Here is a 16,854-nt window from a genome sequence, read left to right as displayed (position 1 = left end):
CTTTTAACCCGAGCAGCGGGGATGGAACGGCACACCTTCGTGCCACGCGGGCGTTCTTGTGGAAAAGCGCCTGATTGAAAACCGGATCGGCAATGCGTTGCCGGTTCACTAGCCAAAGGCTCTGGAAATACCATGTCCGATCGTTTCGAACTCTTCCTCACTTGCCCCAAAGGCCTTGAAGGCCTGCTCATCGAGGAAGCCGTCGGGCTTGGCCTTGAAGAGGCCCGCGAGCACACCTCTGCCGTGCGTGGCATGGCGACCATGGAAACCGCTTATCGCCTGTGCCTGTGGTCGCGTCTGGCCAACCGGGTGCTGCTGGTGCTCAAGCGTTTCCCGATGAAAGACGCTGAAGACCTGTACCACGGCGTGCTTGACGTCGAGTGGCAGGATCACATGCTCGCCGACGGCACCCTGGCCGTGGAATTCAGCGGCCACGGCTCGGGCATCGACAACACCCACTTCGGCGCGCTGAAAGTCAAAGACGCCATCGTCGACAAACTGCGTACCCCGCAAGGCGACCGTCCGTCAATCGACAAGCTCAACCCGGATCTGCGCATTCACCTGCGCCTGGATCGCGGCGAAGCGATTCTGTCCCTCGACCTGTCCGGTCACAGCCTGCACCAGCGCGGCTACCGCCTGCAGCAGGGCGCGGCGCCGTTGAAGGAAAACCTCGCGGCAGCGATCCTGATCCGTTCCGGCTGGCCGCGCATTGCGGCCGAAGGCGGCGCGCTGGCTGACCCGATGTGCGGTGTCGGTACGTTCCTCGTCGAAGCCGGGATGATCGCCGCCGACATGGCGCCGAACCTGCGCCGTGAGCAGTGGGGCTTTACCGCCTGGCTGGGCCACGTCCCGGCGCTGTGGAAAAAACTCCATGAAGAAGCCGTCGAGCGTGCCGCTGCCGGTCTGGCCAAGCCGCCGCTGTGGATTCGCGGTTACGAAGCCGACCCGCGCCTGATTCAACCGGGTCGCAACAACGTCGAGCGTGCCGGTCTGAGCGAGTGGATCAAGATCTATCAGGGCGAAGTCGCGACCTTCGAGCCGCGTCCGGACCAGAACCAGAAAGGTCTGGTGATCTGCAACCCGCCGTACGGCGAGCGTCTGGGCGACGAAGCCAGCCTGCTTTACCTCTATCAGAACCTTGGCGAGCGACTGCGTCAGGCCTGCCTGAACTGGGAAGCGGCGGTGTTCACCGGCGCGCCGGATCTGGGCAAGCGCATGGGCATTCGCAGCCACAAACAGTATTCGTTCTGGAACGGCGCGTTGCCGTGCAAACTGCTGTTGATCAAAGTGCTGCCGGATCAGTTCGTCACCGGCGAGCGGCGGACCCCGGAACAGCGTCAGGCCGAGCGTGAGCAAGCTGCTTACGATCAAACCCCGAACGAGCCGCAAGAGCGCAAGTTCAACAAGAACGGCAACCCGATCAAACCGACGCCAGCCCCGGCCCCGGTGATCGAGCAGCCGCGCCTGAGCGAAGGCGGGCAGATGTTTGCCAACCGCCTGCAGAAAAACCTCAAGGCGATGAGCAAGTGGGTCAAGCGCGAAGGCATCGACTGCTACCGCGTCTACGATGCCGACATGCCGGAATACGCCATGGCCATCGACCTGTATCACGACTGGGTGCACGTGCAGGAATACGCCGCGCCGAAGTCGATCGATCCGGAAAAGGCCTCGGCACGCATGTTCGACGCCCTGGCCGCGATCCCCCAGGCGCTGAACGTCGACAAGAGCCGCGTGGTGGTCAAACGCCGCGAGCGCCAGAGCGGCACCAAGCAATACGAACGTCAGGCGGCGCAGGGCAAGTTCAATGAGGTCAGCGAAGGCGGCGTCAAGCTGCTGGTGAACCTCACTGACTACCTCGACACTGGGCTGTTTCTCGATCACCGGCCAATGCGCATGCGCATTCAGAAAGAGGCGGCCGGCAAGCGCTTCCTCAATCTGTTCTGCTACACCGCGACCGCCAGTGTGCACGCGGCCAAGGGCGGTGCGCGCAGCACCACCAGCGTCGACCTGTCGAAGACTTACCTCGACTGGGCGCGGCGCAACCTGTCGCTGAACGGCTTCTCCGACAAGAACCGTCTGGAGCAGGGCGACGTGATGGCGTGGCTGGAAAGCAGCCGCGACGAGTACGACCTGATCTTCATCGACCCGCCGACCTTCTCCAACTCCAAGCGCATGGAAGGCATCTTTGACGTGCAGCGTGACCAGGTGCAGTTGATCGACCTGGCCATGGCACGTCTGGCTCCGGGTGGCGTGCTGTACTTCTCCAACAACTTCCGAAAGTTCCAGTTGGAGGAGAACCTCGCCGAGCGTTACGCGGTCGAGGAAATCAGCGCGCAGACCATTGATCCGGATTTCGCCCGCAATACCAAGATTCACCGCGCCTGGAAAATCACGGCGCGTTGACACTTGCCATGGTTGGATCCACAGAGCCTTGATTTTTAAAGGCTCTTGGATCCGATCAGCGCTAGCCAAATTAATGGCTAATAGCTATAACTCAACGCATGGCCAATGGGGTTTTCCCCCCGAAACAATGGCGTCGTGAGTTGCCCCTATGTCGTTGCACCCCGTGCGCCCAAAGATTCTGGGTTTTATCAGTGAAGACGTCTCGGCCTGGCTGGTCGCGATACTGGTATTGCTCGCCGGCGGGATTCTCACGGGGCTGCTCGCCTGGGCCACCCTCAATCAGTTTCACCATCAACTGCGCCAACGCTTTCAGCTGCTGGCCAATGAGCGTTACAGCCGCATCGAAGAACGTTTCCAGGATCAGGAACAGCGTCTCGACGGCCTGCGCCGTTTTTTCGCCAACTCCGATTCGGTCTCACGTAGCGAATTCGACGGCTATGCCAAACCGCTTCTGTTACGCACCCAGGCCTATTCCTATGCGCCGCGGGTCAGCCATGCCGAGCGTTCGGCGATCGAACAAGCGGTGCGTAGCGAAGGGTTCAGCACCTTCACCTTTCGCGAGCTGAATGCTGACGGCCAGTTGCAGACCGCCGGTGATCGTCCCGAATACGTTCCGGTGATCTACACCCAGAGCCAGAGCCGCTTGCCCACCCCGCTGGGCTATGACCTGCTGGCGCAACCGTTGCGCCGGGCGACGCTGGAACGCGCCGACCGCAGCGGGCACATGGCGGTGTCGCAGCCGTTGCATCTGGTGGGGATTGATCCGGCCTATGCCCGGGGCGTCTTGCTGCTGGCGCCGGTCACCGAGGAGGGCGCGGCGAAAGGTTCTGCGCAAGGGTACGTGATGGCGGTGATCAGCATGCAGCAGTTGCTGGCCGACGGACTGCCGGAGGAAACCCAGGATTTCCTCACGGTGCGTATTCTCGACCTGTCCACCGACGATCAGCATGAAGTGCTCTACGAGTCCGCCAACAAGGCCGGGGCCAGCGACCTGTCCGCGACACGTCTGGTTCGCATGGCCGACCATGATTATCAAGTGGACATTCAGCCCAGCGAGGCATTTTTACAGGCCAACCATTCTTCCATCAGCAGCCTAGTGGTGCTGGGCGCGCTGCTGAGCCTGTTGCTCAGCGCGTTGCTGTATGTGCTGGTCAGTCAACGCCAGCGCGCCCTGCGCATGGTTGAACTGCGCACGCAGGAACTGCACGCCCGCGAGCAGGAGTTGCGCGGCACCCACGGTCAGTTGCGCGGGGTGCTGAATGCCGCGACCCAGGTGGCGATCATTGCCACGGATCTGCGCGGGGTGATCAACACCTTCAACCCCGGCGCGGAACAGATGCTCGGCTACAGCAGCACCGATGTGGTCGGCCACATGACCCTGGAAAACCTGCATCTGCCGCGAGAGCTGGCCGCGCGTTCCGCGGAGTTGAGTGCGCGTTACGGCAAGAGCATTCCGACCTGCCACGCGATGTTGGTCGAGGGCGGTGAAGTGGGCGGTCACGAGGCGCGCGAGTGGACGCTGGTGCGCAGCGACGGCAGTTATCTGCCGGTGAACATGCTTGCCACCCCGGTACTGGATGAGCAGGGTTTGTGGGTCGGGCATCTGGCGATCTGCATCGACATCACCGAGCGCAAGCGCGTGCACGAAGCACTGGCGGCGCGCGATGTATTGCTGAAAAAACTCAGTGCTCATGTGCCCGGCGGCATCTACCAGTTCAAGATGGAGTTCGACGGGCGTTTCAGCGTGATTTATGCCAGCGACGGCATCCGCGAGATCTACGAGCTGGAGCCGGACGTGCTGCTGCTCAATGCCGAGGCGATTTTCACCCGCATTCATCCGCAGGACGTCTCGCGAGTGCGCAGCTCGATCCGCGCTTCGGCGGACAGCCTCAGCCCATGGCGCGAGGAATACCGCGTGCAGTTGCCCGAGCGTGGCCTGCGCTGGGTGCGCGGCGAGGCGACGCCGGAGGAACTGCCGGGCGGCGGCGTGCTGTGGCACGGCTACATCTCGGACATTTCCGACTTGAAACGGGTGGAAGAGGAACTGCGGGCGCTGTCGGTCACCGACTCGCTGACCGGCATCCACAACCGCCGCTACTTCCAGGAACGCCTGACCACCGAAATGGCCCGGGTCGAGCGCGGCGGCGGTGAGCTGTCGGTGATCATGCTCGACATCGACCACTTCAAACGCATCAATGACCAGTACGGTCATGCCGTCGGCGATCGGGTGCTGCAGGCGGTGTGCGAGCGCATCGGCCATCGCTTGCGGCGGACCGATGTGTTCTGTCGTCTCGGTGGCGAGGAATTCATGGTGCTGTGCCCGGACATCGACGGCGAGCACGCGTACATGCTGGCGGTGGAATTGTGGCAAGGCCTGCGCAGCGCGCCGGTGGACGTGGTCGGGGTGGTGACGGCCAGTTTCGGCATCGCCAGCTGGCGTCCGGGGGAAGGCGCGGATGCGCTGCTGCTGCGGGCGGATTCCGGGGTGTATGCGGCGAAGCAGGGTGGGCGCGATCGGGTGGAGCAGATGAGCTAAGCCGTTACACCAATCCCCTGTGGAACCCTGTTTTGTGGCGAGGGAGCTTGCTCCCGCATGAGTGCGTAGCGCTCACAAAATCATTGGGGCCGCTGCGCAGCCCAGCGGAAGCAAGCTCCCTCGCCACAGAGAGTTGCGTCCACAGGTTCAACGGTGGTTTACAGGGCCGAAGCGGTCTGCGGCAAACGTGGCTGCTTGTACAGATCCAGCAGCACCTGATCCAGCACCGACGACGCGCCGAACGGGGCTTTGTCGTTGAGGATCGCCACCACCGCCCAGGTATTGCCGTTGACGTCGCGGCTGAAGCCGGCGATGGCGCGCACGGTGTTCAGGGTGCCGGTCTTGACGTGGGCTTCGCCGCGCATCGCGGTGGTTTTCAGGCGTTTGCGCATGGTGCCGTCGGTGCCGGCAATCGGCAGCGAGCTGATGTACTCGGCAGCGTATGGGCTGTGCCAGGCCGCTTGCAGCATGTTGGCCATCTCGCGGGCGCTGACGCGTTCGGCGCGCGACAGCCCGGAGCCGTTTTCCATCACCAGGTGCGGCGCGGTGATGCCTTTCTTCGCCAGCCACTGGCGGACTACGCGTTGTGCGGCCTTGGCGTCGTCACCGTCGGCTTCGTTGCGGTACTTCTGACCGAGGCTCAGAAACAGCTGCTGGGCCATGGTGTTGTTACTGTATTTGTTGATGTCGCGGATGATTTCCGCCAGATCCGGCGAGTAGGCGCGGGCCAGCAGCTTGGCGCTGCTCGGGGTCGCGGCGAGGCGATCCTTGCCCTGGATGCTGCCGCCCAGTTCTTTCCAGATCGCGCGCACGGCGCCAGCGGTGTAGGTCGCATGGTCGAGCAGTGACAGATAAGTCTGCGAGCTGCAGCCATCGCCCAACTGACCGGCGACGGTCACGGTCACGCTGCCGTCAGGCTGGGTCACCGGGTTGTAGCGCACGCCGCCGGTGCATTGCTTGGAGTTGAGCGCCTTGACCGTGTTTTCGATGCGCACGCTGGCAATCGGCGGTTCCACCGAGATCAGCACCCGGCCACCGTCATTGCGCGCGACGAAGCGCAGGGCCTTGAGGTTGACCAGCAGCGAGTCGGGTTTGACCAGGAACGGTTTGTTCTCGTCGTTGCCGTCGTCGTTGAATTCCGGCAGTTGTGGCTGGATGAAGAAGCTGCGGTCGAGGATCAGGTCGCCGGTGACCTGGGTCACGCCGTTGGCGCGCAGGTCGCGCATCAGCAGCCAGAGTTTTTCCATGTTCAGCTTCGGATCGCCGCCACCCTTGAGGTACAGGTTGCCATTGAGGATGCCGCCACTCAGGTCGCCGTCGGTGTAGAACTCGGTTTTCCACTGATGGTTGGGGCCGAGCATTTCCAGCGAGGCGTAGGTGGTGACCAGTTTCATGGTCGAGGCCGGGTTGACCGAGACGTCGGCGTTGTACACGGTCGGATTGCCCGGGCCGTCGAGCGGGATCATCACCAGCGACAGCGCGGTCGGCTGCAGTTTGCTGGCCTTGAGGGCTTTTTCGACGTTAGGGGTGAGGGCGGTATTGATAGTGGCAGCGGCAACCGGCAGGGCCAGGGGCAGAAGAAGGCCGGCAAGAAACAGAGGACGCAACGATTTGATCATATGAAATAAAACCCTGCAGAAGAGGGGAAAAATAACGAGGGCATGGATGAAAAAGCCCTCAGTGGTCATGAAAGTGTCGGCATTATGCCCCAAGGTGTAACAGCTTGTGCCTTGCCCGGAGCGGCCATTTCGTTATTTTTTTTACAGGCGGTCGGCCACCGTACCCAGAGAGTCGGGCAATTGACCGCTTAAACTGGTAAAGTGCCGGCCGTTATTACTTAAGAGGATTGTTCCAATGGCGACTAACCGTTCCCAGCGTCTGCGCAAAAAACTGTGCGTTGATGAATTCCAAGAGCTGGGTTTCGAACTGAACCTGGACTTCAAAGAAGACTTGTCCGAAGAAGCCATTGACGCTTTCCTCGAAGCATTCATCAAAGAAGCCATGGAAGCCAACGGTCTGGGTTATGTTGGCGGCGATGACTTCGGTCTGGTTTGCCTGCAGAAGCGTGGCTCGGTCAACGAAGAGCAGCGCGCTGCCGTTGAAGCCTGGCTGAAAAACCGTAGCGAACTGACCGGCATGACCGTCAGCCCGCTGCTGGACGTCTGGTATCCGGAAAAGCCGATCAACGCGGCCAAGTGATACTGAAAAAAACGGCGACCTTCGGGTCGCCGTTTTTTTGCAAGATCAAAAGATCGCAGCCTTCGGCAGCTCCTACATCGGGATATGCGTTTCCCTGTAGGCGCTGCCGAAGGCTGCGATCTTTTGCTTTAAGCTTTACGCCAGTTGAGTATCAGCAAGGTCAGCACTCCAGCAACAATTCCCCAGAACGCCGAACCGATGGAAAACAGCGTCAACCCCGACGCCGTGACCATGAACGTGATCAGCGCCGCCTCGCGTTCTTTCACCTCGGTCATGGCAATGCTCAAACCGTTGATGATTGAACCGAACAGCGCCAATGCGGCAATCGACAGCACCAGTTCTTTCGGCAGCGCGGCAAACAGCGCCGCCAATGTCGCGCCGAACACCCCGGCAATCCCGTAGAAAATCCCGCACCAGACCGCGGCGGTGTAGCGTTTGTTGCGATCTTCATGGGCGTGCGGCCCGGTGCAGATGGCTGCGCTGATCGCCGCGAGGTTGATGCCGTGGGAGCCGAACGGCGCCAGCAACAGCGAGGCGATGCCGGTGGTGGTGATCAGTGGCGAGGCCGGGACGTTGTAGCCGTCGGCGCGCAGCACGGCGATGCCGGGCATGTTCTGCGAGGTCATCGCCACCACGAACAGCGGAATGCCGATGCTGATGGTCGCCGCGAGGGAGAAGTGCGGCGTGGTCCAGACCGGCGTCGCCACTTCCAGATGAAAGCCGCTGAAATCCAGCAGCCCCATGAAGCCCGACAGCGCGGTGCCGATCAGCAATGCAGCGAGCACCGCGTAACGCGGCGACAGGCGCTTGACCAGCAGATAGGTGAAAAACATCCCCAGCACCAGCCCGGTACGGTGTTGTGCGGCGACGAAGATTTCGCTGCCGATCTTGAACAGAATCCCCGCCAGCAACGCCGCCGCCAGCGATGCCGGGATTTTTTTCACCAAGCGTTCGAAGCTGCCGGTCAGCCCACAAATGGTCACCAGTACTGCGCAAGTGATGTAGGCGCCGATGGCCTCACCGTAGCTGACACCGCCCAGGCTGGTGATCAGCAGGGCTGCACCGGGGGTCGACCAGGCGATGGTGATCGGTGTGCGATAGCGCAGCGACAAGCCGATCGAACACACCGCCATGCCGATCGAGATCGCCCAGATCCACGAGGAAATCTGTCCGCTGCTTAGGCCCGCCGCTTGCCCGGCCTGGAACATCAGCACCAGCGAACTGGTGTAGCCGGTCATCATTGCAATGAACCCGGCAACGATCGCTGAGGGCGAAGTGTCGGCGAGAGGGCGCAGGCGGGTGTAGGTGGCGTCGTTCATGACGGCGGTGTTCCTTATACAGATGAAGATCCCCGCAATTACGCTGAACTGTGTAGGAGCTGCCGAAGGCTGCGATCTTTTGATTTTGATGTTTGAAAGCAAGATCAAAAGATCGCAGCCTTCGGCAGCTCCTACATAAGAGCAGGTGTGCGCAAAGGCGGATTCTGCGATCAAGCCTAAACTCAATCGTAACGGATCGTTGCAATACAGCCGTGGTCACAAACAGCCATACAGTCGTGTTGCCACCATCCATTGTGTACAATCGCGCTGTTTTTTACGCGATACTTGCCAGCGACCTACTGTGCCGTATTACAGTCACGGTCTATTCGCCGCAGTTCTCCCGACTCGAGTGCCCATGAACGAACAGTTGCAACCCCTCAAGAAACAACCGCGAGCAGGCAAAGCCGGCCGCAGCGGAACCCAGGACGATATTGTCTACGCGCATATCTTCGAGGCCATCCTCGAACAGCGTCTGGCGCCCGGCACAAAATTGAGCGAAGAAGCGCTGGGGGAAATCTTCGGGGTCAGCCGCACCATCATTCGCCGCGCGCTGTCGCGTCTGGCCCATGAAGGCGTGGTGCTGTTGCGGCCGAACCGTGGCGCCGTCGTCGCCAGCCCGAGCGTAGAAGAAGCGCGCCAGGTGTTCATGGCCCGCCGTCTGGTGGAGCGCGCGATCACCGAACTGGCCGTGCAGCACGCCACCGCCGAGCAGATCGCCGAACTGCGCCAGATGGTCAACGACGAGCGTGACAGCTTCTCCCGTGGCGATCGTGGTGCCGGTATCCGTCTGTCCGGCGAATTCCACCTGAAACTGGCCGAAGCGGCGAAGAACGCGCCACTGATCAGCTTCCAGCGCAGCCTGGTCTCGCAGACCTCGCTGATCATCGCCCAGTACGAAAGCGGCAACCGCTCGCATTGCTCCTACGACGAGCACACCCAGTTGATCGACGCCATCGAAGCGCGCAACGGTGAGCTGGCGGTGGACCTGATGATGCACCACATGGATCACATCGACAGCAAGCTCAACCTCGATGAGGAAAGTGCGTCGGATGACCTGCATGCGGTGTTCTCGCATCTGTTGCAAACCAAGAAGCCTGGGCGCCCGGCGGCCAAGCTTTGAGCTGACACCGAGTCGCCCCAATCGCTGGCAAGCCAGCTCCCACAGGGATTTGTGGTGTTCACCGAATCTGCGATACACCGGAAAACCTGTGGGAGCTGGCTTGCCAGCGATAGCAATCTGACAGGCAACAAAAATCCCCCAGGCTGAAAAGCGCTGGGGGATTTTTTATGCCTCGGAAAAACTCAGCGCTGATGCACCAAAGCCCCCGCCGCATACGTCTGCTGCACCGTGCGGTCATCCCCGAGCGTCATCAGCACAAACAACGTTTCGGCAATGTTGTTGGCCTGTTTCAGGCGATAGCTCAGCAGCGGCGTGGCGTTGTAGTCGAGTACCAGGAAGTCCGCATCAGAACCCGGTTGCAGGTTGCCGATCTTGTCTTCCAGGCGCAGTGCCCGCGCACCGCCCAGGGTCGCCAGGTACAGCGACTTGAACGGACTCAACCGCGCACCCTGCAATTGCATGACTTTGTAGGCTTCGTTCAGGGTTTGCAGCAGCGAGAAACTGGTACCGCCGCCGACGTCAGTGCCCAGACCGACGTTCAGTTTGTGCTTCTCGGCCATCGGCAGGTTGAACAGGCCGCTGCCGAGGAAGAAGTTCGAAGTCGGGCAGAACGAGATCGCCGAGCCGGTTTCCGCCAGCCGCGCGCATTCGTCGTCGCACAGGTGCACGCCGTGGGCGAATACCGAGCGCTCGCCGAGCAGCTGGTAGTGATCGTAGACGTCCAGATAGCCCTTGCGCTCCGGGAACAGTTCCTTGACCCACTCGATTTCCTTGAGGTTCTCGCTGATGTGGGTCTGCATGTACAGATCCGGGTATTCGGTCAGCAGTTGGCCGGCGAGGGTCAGTTGTTCCGGGGTGCTGGTCGGGGCGAAGCGCGGGGTAACCGCGTAATGCAGGCGGCCCTTGCCGTGCCAGCGCTCGATCAGCGCCTTGCTCTCGACGTAGCTGGATTCGGCGGTGTCGATCAGATAGTCCGGCGCGTTGCGGTCCATCATCACCTTGCCGGCGATCATCCGCAGGTCGAGCTTCTCGGCGGCCTCGAAAAACGAATTCACCGACTGCGGATGCACGCTGCCGAACACCAGCGCAGTGGTGGTGCCGTTGCGCAGCAGTTCCTTGATGAAGATATCGGCCACGTCGTCGGCGTGGGCCTTGTCACCGAACTGGCTTTCGCACGGGAAGGTGTAAGTGTTGAGCCAGTCCAGCAGTTGCTCGCCGTAGGCCCCGACCATACCGGTTTGCGGCAGGTGGATGTGGGTGTCGATGAAGCCCGGGGTGATCAGCGCGTCCTGATAGTGGGTGATCTCGATGTCCGCCGGCAGGGTCGGCAGCAATTCGCTGGCGTGGCCGAGGGCACTGATCTTGCCGCCATCGACCACCAGCAGGCCGTCCTCGAAATATTCGTAGGAGGCTTCGATCCCGACCTCGGCGGGGTCGGCGATGCTGTGCAGGATGGCGGCGCGGTAGGCTTTGCGAGTCAGAGGCATGAGGGTTCTCTAATCAGTTTGAGGCTTTGAGTGTGGCGGCCTGACTGCGCCGGGAAACCGGCAGCAGTTTGGCAATCGGTTCGGCGCTGGCGCTGTGCTGGCCGAAATTGGCGTTATAGGTGGCGATGATTTCGCCGGCGATGGAGATGGCGATTTCCACAGGCAGTTTGCCTTTGACTTCGCCAATGCCCATCGGGCAGCGCATGCGTTGCACGACGCCGCTGTCGAAACCGCGATCCCGCAGGCGATGTTCGAACTTGGCCCGTTTGGTCTTCGAACCGATCAGGCCGAAGTAAGCGAAGTCGTTGCGCTTGAGGATCGCGGCAGTGAGTTCCAGGTCGAGCTGATGGTTGTGGGTCATGACGATGCAGTAGCTGCCGGCGGGCAGGTCATCGATTTCATCCACAGGCTCTTCGGCGACGATTTTACGCACGCCATGGGGGATCTGTTCGGGGAATTCCTCTTCCCGCGAATCGATCCAGCGTACCCGGCACGGCAGGCTGGCGAGCAGCGGCACCAGCGCGCGGCCGACATGCCCGGCGCCGAACACGGCGATCTGCGCCTGCACCTGGCCCATCGGTTCGAACAGCAGCACGGTTGCGCCGCCGCAGCACTGGCCGAGGCTGGCACCCAGGCTGAAACGCTCCAGATGGGTGTCCTGCTTGCCGCTGGCGAGCATCTCGCGGGCGATCTGCATGGCTTTGTATTCCAGATGCCCGCCACCGATGGTGTCAAAGGTCTGTTTCGCGCTGACGACCATCTTCGAGCCGGCGTTGCGCGGGGTCGAGCCGAGTTCTTCGATGATCGTCACCAGAACGCAGGGTTCACCCTGGTTCTGCAGGTCGGCGAGGGCGTCGATCCAGTTGTACATGTTCACCTCGACATCTGTCGTTGTCTGTTCGGGCCGCATCGCTGGCAAGCCAGCTTCCACAGGTTTTGTGGTGTACCGCAAATCCTGAAATCACCACGGATCACTGTGGGAGCTGGCTTGCCAGCGATTGGCCGCGCCTCGGTCTAGAGCGGAGCCAACTCGGTTTCAGCTTCGACCGCTTTCACCGTCTTGAGCTGGCGCATCTGCTCACACCCCCACAACACCCGCTCCGGGGTCGCCGGTGCGTCGATCTGCGGCTGATGCTTATAGTCACCGAGGCTCGCCACCGCGTCCTTGATCGCGCACCACGCGGCAATCCCGAGCATGAACGGCGGCTCACCCACAGCCTTGGAATGGAACACCGTGTCTTCCGGGTTCTTGCGGTTTTCCACCAGCTTCACCCGCAGGTCCAGCGGCATGTCCGCCACGGCCGGGATCTTGTAGCTGGCCGGGCCGTTGGTCATCAGCTTGCCCTTGTTGTTCCAGACCAGCTCCTCCATGGTCAGCCAGCCCATGCCCTGGACGAAACCACCCTCGACCTGACCGATGTCGATCGCCGGGTTCAGCGAGGCACCGACGTCGTGGAGGATGTCGGTACGCAGCATCTTGTACTCGCCGGTCAGGGTGTCGACGATCACTTCGCAGCACGCCGCACCGAAGGCGAAGTAGTAGAACGGCCGACCACGGGCCTGGCTGCGGTCATAGTAGATTTTCGGGGTCTTGTAGAAGCCGGTGCTCGACAGCGAGACCTGATTGAAATACGCCAGTTGAATCAACGCTTCGAAGGTCATGATGTGGTCACGCACGCGCACATGGCCGTTGTGGAATTCCACGTCTTCTTCGCTGACCTTGTAGTGCCGCGCGGCGAATTCCACCAGACGCTGCTTGATGATCTCGGCGGCGTTCTGCGCAGCCTTGCCGTTGAGGTCGGCACCGCTGGAAGCCGCAGTCGGCGAGGTATTCGGCACTTTGTCGGTGTTGGTCGCGGTGATCTGCACCCGATCCATTTCCACCTGGAACACTTCGGCCACCACCTGCGCGACTTTGGTGTTGAGGCCCTGGCCCATTTCCGTGCCGCCGTGGTTCAAGTGGATGCTGCCGTCGGTGTAGACGTGGATCAGCGCACCGGCCTGGTTGAGGAAACTGGCGGTGAAGGAAATGCCGAATTTCACCGGGGTCAGCGCCAGGCCTTTTTTCAGGATCGGGCTGTTGGCGTTGTAGCGGCGGATCGCTTCGCGGCGCTCGGCGTACTGGCTGCTTTCTTCCAGCTCGGCGGTCATCTCTTCGAGCATGTTGTGCTCGACGGTCTGGTAGTAGTGGGTGACGTTGCGCTCGGTCTTGCCGTAGTAGTTAGCCTTGCGCACCGCCAGCGGATCGAGGTTGAGATGACGGGCAATCGCGTCCATCACTTCTTCGATGGCGACCATCCCTTGCGGGCCGCCGAAACCACGGTAAGCAGTGTTCGACGCGGTGTTGGTCTTGCAGCGGTGACCGTTGATGGTCGCGTCGCCGAGGTAATAAGAGTTGTCCGAGTGGAACATCGCCCGGTCAACGATCGAGGCGGACAGGTCCGGCGAACAGCCGCAGTTGCCGGCCAGGTCCATGGCGATGCCGTGCAGGCGCCCGCTGCTGTCGAAGCCAACGTCGTACTCGACATAGAACGGGTGGCGCTTGCCGGTCATCAGCATGTCTTCGACCCGTGGCAGGCGCATCTTGGTCGGCTGGCCGGTGAGGTGCGCGATCACCGCGCACAGGCACGCCGGGCTCGCGGCCTGGGTTTCCTTGCCGCCAAAACCACCGCCCATGCGGCGCATGTCGACGACGATCTTGTTCATCGACACGTCGAGCACTTCGGCCACCAGCTTCTGCACTTCGGTGGGGTTCTGCGTCGAGCAGTAGACGATCATGCCGCCGTCTTCGGTGGGCATGACCGAGGAGATCTGGGTTTCCAGATAAAAGTGTTCCTGGCCGCCGATGTGCAGCGTGCCTTGAATGCGGTGTTCGGCGGTGGCCAATGCCGAGGCCGAATCGCCGCGCTGATGGGTGTGGCTGTCGAGCACGAAGTGACGTTTGCGCAGGGCTTCGACCACGTCGAGCACCGGTTCGAGATCTTCGTATTCGATGATCGCCGCCATGGCCGCTTTGCGTGCGGTTTCCAGGTCTTTCGCCGCCACGGCCAGTACCGGTTGCCCGACGAACTGCACGTCATCGATCGCCAGCAGCGGATCGCCCGGCAGCAGCGGACCGATGTCTTTCAGGCCCGGCACGTCTTCGTGGGTGATCGCAATGCGCACGCCTTCGAAGGCGTAGCAGGGGCTGGTGTCGATGCGGAGGATTTTCGCGTGGGCGCGGTCCGACAGCCGTGCGTAAACGTGCAGTTGATTGGGGAATTCCAGGCGATCATCGATGTACTGCGCTTCACCGGACACATGCTTGGCGGCGCTGTCGTGCTTGACGCTGCGGCCGACGCCGGTGGTCAGGTCCCTGGCGAACAGTTCCGCCAGTTCGGCTTGAGTCTTCTCTACGGCGTGATGGTTAGACATAAGCGGTCACCCGAGTCTCGATGTGCGGTGTTTGCAGTTCGATGAAGTATTTGCGCAGCAGGTTCTGCGCGCTGAGCAGGCGATATTCCTTGCTGGCGCGGAAGTCCGAGAGCGGCGTGAAGTCTTCGGCCAGTGCGGCGCAGGCGCGTTCGATCACAGCGTTGTTGAACGGCTGGCCGAGCAGCACGGCTTCGCAATGCGCGGCGCGTTTGGGGATCGCGGCCATGCCGCCGAACGCCACGCGTGCGTCAGTGATCACGCCGTTTTCGACGCGCAGATTGAAGGCGGCGCAGACGGCGGAAATGTCATCGTCCAGACGCTTGGAGACCTTGTAGGCGCGGAAACGCTGCTCGGCCGTGGCGCGCGGGACGATGATCTTCTCGATGAACTCGCTTTCCTGACGGGCGGTGACCTTGTAGTCGATGAAGTAATCTTCTAGGTTCAGCGTGCGCCGGGTTTCACCTTTGCACAGCACCACCTGCGCGCCGAGGGCGATCAGCAGCGGTGGCGAGTCACCGATCGGCGAGGCGTTGCCGATGTTGCCGCCGAGGGTGCCCTGGTTGCGGATCTGCAGCGAGGCGAAGCGGTGCAGCAGTTCGCCAAAGTCCGGATATTCGGCAGTCAGCGCTTCGTAGCAATCGGAGAGGGCGGTGGCGGCGCCGATTTCGAGGCGGTCATCGAAGCTTTCGATGCGCTTCATTTCGGCGACGTTGCCGACGTAGATCATCACCGGCAGGGTGCGGTGAAACTGGGTGACTTCCAGCGCCAGATCGGTGCCGCCGGCCAGCAGTCGCGCTTGTGGGTAAGCGTCATACAGATCGGCCAGATCGGCGACGGTCAGCGGCACCAGGCAGCGCTTGTCGCCACTGTTGAGTTCACCGATATCGGTCGGGGCGATGGCTTTGAGGCGGGCGATGGTCTCGGCTTCGCGGGCGTCGAACTGGTCCGGTTGCTTGCCACAGCACGATTGCTCGGCGGCGGCGAGGATCGGCCGGTAGCCGGTGCAGCGGCAGAGATTGCCGGCCAGCGCTTCGTGCGCCTTGGCCTGATCCGGTGCATCGCTGTTCTTTTGCAGGGCGAACAGCGACATGACGAAACCGGGGGTGCAGAAGCCGCACTGCGAGCCGTGGCACTCGACCATGGCTTTCTGCACGCTGTGCAGTTCGCCCTGGTGCTTGAGGTCTTCGACGCTGATCAGTTGTTTGCCATGCAGCGACGACACAAAGGTCAGGCACGAGTTGAGGCTGCGATAGCGAATGTATTCGCGGCCGGCGTCATCGGTTTGCAACTCGCCGACCACCACCGTGCAGGCGCCGCAGTCGCCGCTGGCGCAGCCTTCTTTGGTGCCGGATTTACCTACATGCTCACGCAGGTAATTGAGCACGGTCAGATTCGGGTCCAGGGCGTGCTCGCTACGGAGTTCCTGGTTAAGTAAAAACTGGATCACGGAAGGCCTCGCAGACTCATTATTGTTGTTAACCGACGTGAGCCGAATTTAGCAGGTCTGACTTTTCGGTCAATGGTTTTCTGACTTAAAGGTCAGGAAAATCGGTTTTGTCGATTAACGCGTGCTCTATTGAGTATTGACCCTGAGCGGAACCACTGCTTTTTTGCTTGAATCGTGCCAAAAAGCGCCGTGCGGGCACTCCGCCATGCACGTGCATTTGCGCTACACTGCGCCGCTTGTGCAGATCGAAGAGTTTGAAGGACAACCATGACGTTCAAGGCGCCGGACAGCCTCGCCGAGCAAATCGCTCACCACCTCGCCGAACGCATCATTCGCGGCGAAATGAAGCCGGGAGAGCGCATTCAGGAACAGAAGGTCACGCTGGCCCTCAATGTCAGCCGCGGATCGGTCCGCGAAGCCTTGCTGATCCTCGAACGCCGCCACCTGATCGCGATCCTGCCGCGACGTGGCGCCCATGTCACCGAACTCACCGCGCACAAGGTGCAGAGCCTGTGCACGCTGATGAGCGAGCTGTACATCCTGCTCGGCAATGCGGTTGCCAACGGCTGGCAGACCCAGGCCGACATGGCGCCGTTCGTGCAGATCCAGCAGCGCCTGACCGCCAGCTACGAGCGTCAGGACATCCGCACCTTCGTCGACGACAGCTTCGCCGTGATGCGCGCGGCGTACCCGTTTGCCAACAACCCGTACCTGCAAGAGACCGTCGAGAATCTGCAGCCGGCCATGAGTCGCGCCTACTTCCTCGCCCTCGAACAGCGCAAGGCCGAAATGAGCGAGTTCCTCGAACTGTTCGAACGCCTGCTGGCCGCTGTGCTCGCCCGTAATTTGCCGCAGATTCGCATCGTGCTGACGGCTTATGCCCAGCGCAGCAGCGATCTGGTGGTCTCCGCCCTGACGGTTGCCTGAGC

11 protein-coding genes are annotated in these 16,854 nt (G+C 61.6%); 5 read left to right on the top strand and 6 right to left on the bottom strand.

All coding sequences use genetic code 11. The annotated features are described in order from the left end of the window. Positions 1–132: 132 nt before the first annotated feature. A complete protein-coding gene (gene rlmKL / locus ACTJKS_RS11890) occupies positions 133–2,403 on the top strand; it encodes a bifunctional 23S rRNA (guanine(2069)-N(7))-methyltransferase RlmK/23S rRNA (guanine(2445)-N(2))-methyltransferase RlmL (RefSeq protein ID WP_108182163.1) in 2,271 nt (756 codons plus the stop codon). Positions 2,404–2,551: 148 nt separating this feature from the next. Continuing rightward, a complete protein-coding gene (locus tag ACTJKS_RS11885; RefSeq protein WP_108182164.1) occupies positions 2,552–4,939 on the top strand; it encodes a sensor domain-containing diguanylate cyclase in 2,388 nt (795 codons plus the stop codon). A 158-nt stretch (positions 4,940–5,097) separates the two neighbouring features. On the opposite strand, the gene dacB is transcribed toward ACTJKS_RS11885, so the two are convergent. Next, positions 5,098–6,558: a D-alanyl-D-alanine carboxypeptidase/D-alanyl-D-alanine endopeptidase gene (gene dacB / locus ACTJKS_RS11880; protein WP_086794912.1), complete on the bottom strand. Its 1,461-nt coding sequence runs from the start codon at positions 6,556–6,558 to the stop codon at positions 5,098–5,100. Between the two features lie 235 nt (positions 6,559–6,793). Between dacB and ACTJKS_RS11875 the strand changes: the two genes are divergently transcribed. After that, on the top strand, positions 6,794–7,138 hold the full coding sequence (locus ACTJKS_RS11875; protein WP_003223308.1) for a YggL family protein: 345 nt from the start codon (positions 6,794–6,796) through the stop codon (positions 7,136–7,138). A 128-nt stretch (positions 7,139–7,266) separates the two neighbouring features. On the opposite strand, the gene ACTJKS_RS11870 is transcribed toward ACTJKS_RS11875, so the two are convergent. Then, positions 7,267–8,457: a benzoate/H(+) symporter BenE family transporter gene (locus ACTJKS_RS11870; RefSeq protein WP_041067769.1), complete on the bottom strand. Its 1,191-nt coding sequence runs from the start codon at positions 8,455–8,457 to the stop codon at positions 7,267–7,269. Between the two features lie 355 nt (positions 8,458–8,812). Here ACTJKS_RS11870 and ACTJKS_RS11865 point away from each other — a divergent pair, with 355 nt between their 5' ends. Further along, positions 8,813–9,577 (top strand): GntR family transcriptional regulator, encoded by a 765-nt coding sequence (locus ACTJKS_RS11865; protein WP_007961054.1) that lies wholly within the window; start codon positions 8,813–8,815, stop codon positions 9,575–9,577. A gap of 182 nt (positions 9,578–9,759) precedes the next feature. Here ACTJKS_RS11865 and guaD read toward each other — a convergent pair whose 3' ends face one another. The 4 genes from guaD to xdhA all read right to left on the bottom strand — a co-directional run bounded on the left by guaD (position 9,760) and on the right by xdhA (position 15,925). Next, positions 9,760–11,064, bottom strand: coding sequence for a guanine deaminase (gene guaD / locus ACTJKS_RS11860; RefSeq protein ID WP_108182165.1), 1,305 nt, complete (start codon positions 11,062–11,064; stop codon positions 9,760–9,762). 13 nt (positions 11,065–11,077) lie between these two features. Continuing rightward, positions 11,078–11,935 (bottom strand): xanthine dehydrogenase accessory protein XdhC, encoded by an 858-nt coding sequence (gene xdhC, locus ACTJKS_RS11855; protein WP_108182166.1) that lies wholly within the window; start codon positions 11,933–11,935, stop codon positions 11,078–11,080. Positions 11,936–12,078: 143 nt separating this feature from the next. Continuing rightward, positions 12,079–14,478 (bottom strand): xanthine dehydrogenase molybdopterin binding subunit, encoded by a 2,400-nt coding sequence (gene xdhB, locus ACTJKS_RS11850; RefSeq protein WP_108182167.1) that lies wholly within the window; start codon positions 14,476–14,478, stop codon positions 12,079–12,081. After that, on the bottom strand, positions 14,471–15,925 hold the full coding sequence (xdhA, locus tag ACTJKS_RS11845; RefSeq protein WP_108182168.1) for a xanthine dehydrogenase small subunit: 1,455 nt from the start codon (positions 15,923–15,925) through the stop codon (positions 14,471–14,473). Before xdhA ends, xdhB begins: the two co-directional genes overlap by 8 nt. A gap of 267 nt (positions 15,926–16,192) precedes the next feature. On the opposite strand from xdhA, the gene ACTJKS_RS11840 reads away from it, so the two are divergent. Then, positions 16,193–16,852, top strand: coding sequence for a GntR family transcriptional regulator (locus ACTJKS_RS11840; protein ID WP_262949062.1), 660 nt, complete (start codon positions 16,193–16,195; stop codon positions 16,850–16,852). The last annotated feature ends 2 nt before the right edge of the window (positions 16,853–16,854 follow it).

The sequence above is a fragment of the Pseudomonas sp. 22189 genome (genome assembly GCF_052045635.1).
GTDB classification, from domain to species: Bacteria; Pseudomonadota; Gammaproteobacteria; order Pseudomonadales; family Pseudomonadaceae; genus Aquipseudomonas; species Aquipseudomonas parakoreensis.
The sequence above is the reverse complement of the archived record's forward strand: the minus strand, read 5'-3'. Positions and strand labels throughout refer to the sequence as shown.